Below are 3,274 nucleotides of genomic sequence, written 5' to 3'. Positions count from 1 at the left end.
CACAGTTAGGGTTTGGACAAAAACGGAGAACTATTGGGATGTTCATTTCGATTTAATGGAAGAAGTTAAAACGACCTTCGATCAAGAAAATATATCCATCCCATATCCGCAAATGGATATCCATAATATTAAATAATAATTTTTTTACCGATTAAATTAGTCATTAAAACACGACCTATTCAATGGTCGTGTTTTTTTGTCTTTGTAATTTTCTGATCAAGGCATTCATTAAGTGATCTCGACCCGTTATTTTTTGATTTCACCAGCAAATCTATTAAAATATGTTTGTAAGTTAATAAAAAGATAGCTCAGATTTGTTTGATCTTTGGGAGTCTCTATATAAATAAACTTAGAGTGTATTTTTAAATCTAAAAACAACACAGTGTAAAATGAATTGTTTGAGAGAGCGTAGCGAGTCACCGATTTTCAACGATCTCATTTTACATAAATTTTACATTAATACAATTTCTCTTTAACACAGTTCACGTATACAGGAAAAGTGATAGATGTAATACACAACTGTTTAAATGCTGTTTTTAATCAGTGACAGAAAGCAGATCGACAGGGATTTAAAAGCTACATATAAATTATCGCTGGCAAAAATGGATATGGAGGGATTTAGTTGGTTAAGTCAAGAAACTATAGTACGTGGGTGCTCAGCCTGTTGGTAGCTACAACTTTATCGGCATGTGGGTCAAATGATACAGGTGATGACAGTAACTCAGAAGAGTATTCAGAACTTGTCGTGGGATTCGTTCCTTCGTCAGATGCGGAAAACATTGCTGATAACGCTCAACCGTTAGCTGATTATTTAGAAGAAGCCTTAGACATGCCGGTTACTGCTCAAGTAACCACAGATTATGTCGGACTTGTTGAAGCGATGCGTACCGGCCAGACGCATATTGGGTTTTTGCCTGCTTTTGGTTACGTACAGGCAGCAGAACGTGGTGATGTTGAAGTTGTGGCGAAATCGATTCGTTTCGGTTCTGGATCATACAAAGCACAGTATAATGTCCCTGCAGATTCAGATATAGAAGATTTCGATGATTTAGTAGAATCGGAAGGACTTGTCTGGGCTTTCCCGGGTTATTCGTCCACCTCAGGGTATTTATTTCCGGGTGTCGAGTTTTTGAATGCCGGCATTGAAGATTTAGAAGATAAATTCCAGCACTTAGAAGTTCAAGGACATGATAATGCGTTACTTCAATTACTGGATGGTAATGCAGACTTCGCGACAACGTTTGATGACGCACGCGACAGCTTATCTGATGAAATTCCAGATATAGAAGACCAGATTCGGGTGATCGGATATACCGACCCTATTCCGAATGACACCGTTACTTTGTACGGCGGTATGCCTGAAGATTTAAAAGAACGTATTACAGAGGCCTTCTTGTCAATGGAAGAAAATGATGAAGCACTTCAAGCCATGAATGAAATTTATGAATGGGATGGTATTGAACCGGCAGAAGATTCTGAATACGACATCGTTCGTGAAGCTTATGAATCATTTGAAGACTTGATCGACTAAATCTTATTAAATTCAAGAAATAAAGAAAAGGATGAGGGGATTGTTTATCGTTACAGCAAGCTGTTTTTGTAAACGAGGATGCCCCTTTTTTTCATGCGTATTGATATAGATGTTTCAACAGGTGTATACTCGACCTGTACATCATAAAGTATGAAAATTAATTTAAATAATAGATAATTAGTTGAAAGGAATCGGAGGTGACCTGCGTGATAGAATTCAAAAATCTTTCGCTGACATATCCCAATGGACTTGAAGCATTAAAGAATATCAACTTGAAAATTGAAAAAGGCGAATTTGTAGTTATCGTAGGGCTTTCGGGAGCCGGGAAATCGACATTGATTCGCTGTATCAACAGAATGACTAACCCTAGCTCAGGCCAGCTGTTGGTGGATGGAGAAGATGTGACCTATTTAAAAGATAAACGGCTGCGTTCCCTGCGTACTAAAGTCGGTATGATATTCCAGGATTATAACTTAGTGAAGCGTTTATCTGTTTTACGTAATGTGATGGCTGGGCGTCTGGGGCATACTGGGACATTAAAGAGTTTACTCGGGATTTTTCCACAAAAAGACTTGAAATTAGCCATGGATAATTTGGACCGTGTAGGAATTAAAGACAAAGCTTATGTACGTGCCGATCAGTTAAGTGGTGGGCAACAACAACGTGTCAGTATTGCACGAGTAATCACGCAACAGCCCAAGGTGATTTTAGCTGACGAGCCGATAGCATCTCTGGATCCCCCAACCTCTCATATGGTGATGAAAGACTTACGCCGCATATCCATAGAGGATAATTTAACGACAATTGTAAACTTGCACTTTATCGATATGGCGATGGAATATGCGGATCGTATCATAGGCATGCGTGATGGGGAAATTGTCTTTGATGGTCCCGTTTCTGATGTCACAGAGGAAACCTTTGAACAAATATATGATCGTCCCATTCGTGTAGATGACATGCGAGGGGATGTGGCAGATGGCGAATAGACCAGCTCGATCCGATGAAAAGATCCATATCGTTTCGCGTCAGTTTGTAACTAAAACAATCACTGTTTTAACGGTTGTCGTCTTATTGTATTTGGCTGCCTTATACAAAACAGAGGCTGACCCAATCCGTTTGATTATAGGTTTCGGTATTATATGGGACATGGTTTTTATTGACTTACTACCACCAGACTGGAGCTACTTTTCAACTAGCTTTGAGTACTTGGTGGAAACATGGAACATTGCTCTGCTTTCTACAACGTTTGCATCAATCGTAGCCTTACCCTTAACTTTTTTGGCATCGAATAACATCAATAAAAACCCTTTTTATTACCGTCTCGTTCGGACGTTGTTGAACTTTTTAAGAACGATCCCTGATATTATTCTCGCCATTTTAGTGGTTGCCTTTATTGGGATGGGAGCTGTTTCAGGTATCGTGGCGTTAACGATATTCACATCGGGCATTTTGGCGAAAATGTTAAGTGAAACAACCGAGGGCATCGACAAGGGACCGTTGGATGCTATCATGGCGAGTGGTGGGAATAAACTGCAAATCATTCGGTATGGCGTGATACCGCAAATCTTGCCGTACTATGCCTCTTATACCCTATATGTACTTGAGATAAATGTGAAAGTTTCTGTCGTTCTCGGTTTCATTGGGGCCGGGGGGATCGGGCAGTTATTGAATAGGAATATGAAATTCTTCCGTTATGACCGTCTGTCCATGATTTTACTGGTCCTATTTGTCACCATTACGATC

3 protein-coding genes and 1 pseudogene are annotated in these 3,274 nt (G+C 39.7%); all 4 read left to right on the top strand.

Going from position 1 to position 3,274, the window contains the following annotated elements; genetic code table 11:
- Positions 1-136: pseudogene (locus R6U02_RS04185) on the top strand (mechanosensitive ion channel family protein); the annotation flags it as partial.
- Between the two features lie 486 nt (positions 137-622).
- Complete coding sequence (locus R6U02_RS04180) at positions 623-1,531, top strand: phosphate/phosphite/phosphonate ABC transporter substrate-binding protein (protein ID WP_410262383.1); 909 nt, start codon at positions 623-625, stop codon at positions 1,529-1,531.
- 206 nt (positions 1,532-1,737) lie between these two features.
- Positions 1,738-2,517, top strand: coding sequence for a phosphonate ABC transporter ATP-binding protein (gene phnC / locus R6U02_RS04175; RefSeq protein WP_410262382.1), 780 nt, complete (start codon positions 1,738-1,740; stop codon positions 2,515-2,517).
- A partial coding sequence (phnE, locus tag R6U02_RS04170; RefSeq protein ID WP_410262381.1) for a phosphonate ABC transporter, permease protein PhnE occupies positions 2,507-3,274 on the top strand: 768 nt, incomplete at its 3' end. The genes phnC and phnE, both read left to right, overlap by 11 nt.

Origin of the sequence: Alkalibacterium sp. (assembly GCF_046484155.1) — a bacterium.
Classification (GTDB): Bacteria; Bacillota; Bacilli; order Lactobacillales; family Carnobacteriaceae_A; genus Alkalibacterium.
The sequence above is the reverse complement of the archived record's forward strand: the minus strand, read 5'-3'. Positions and strand labels throughout refer to the sequence as shown.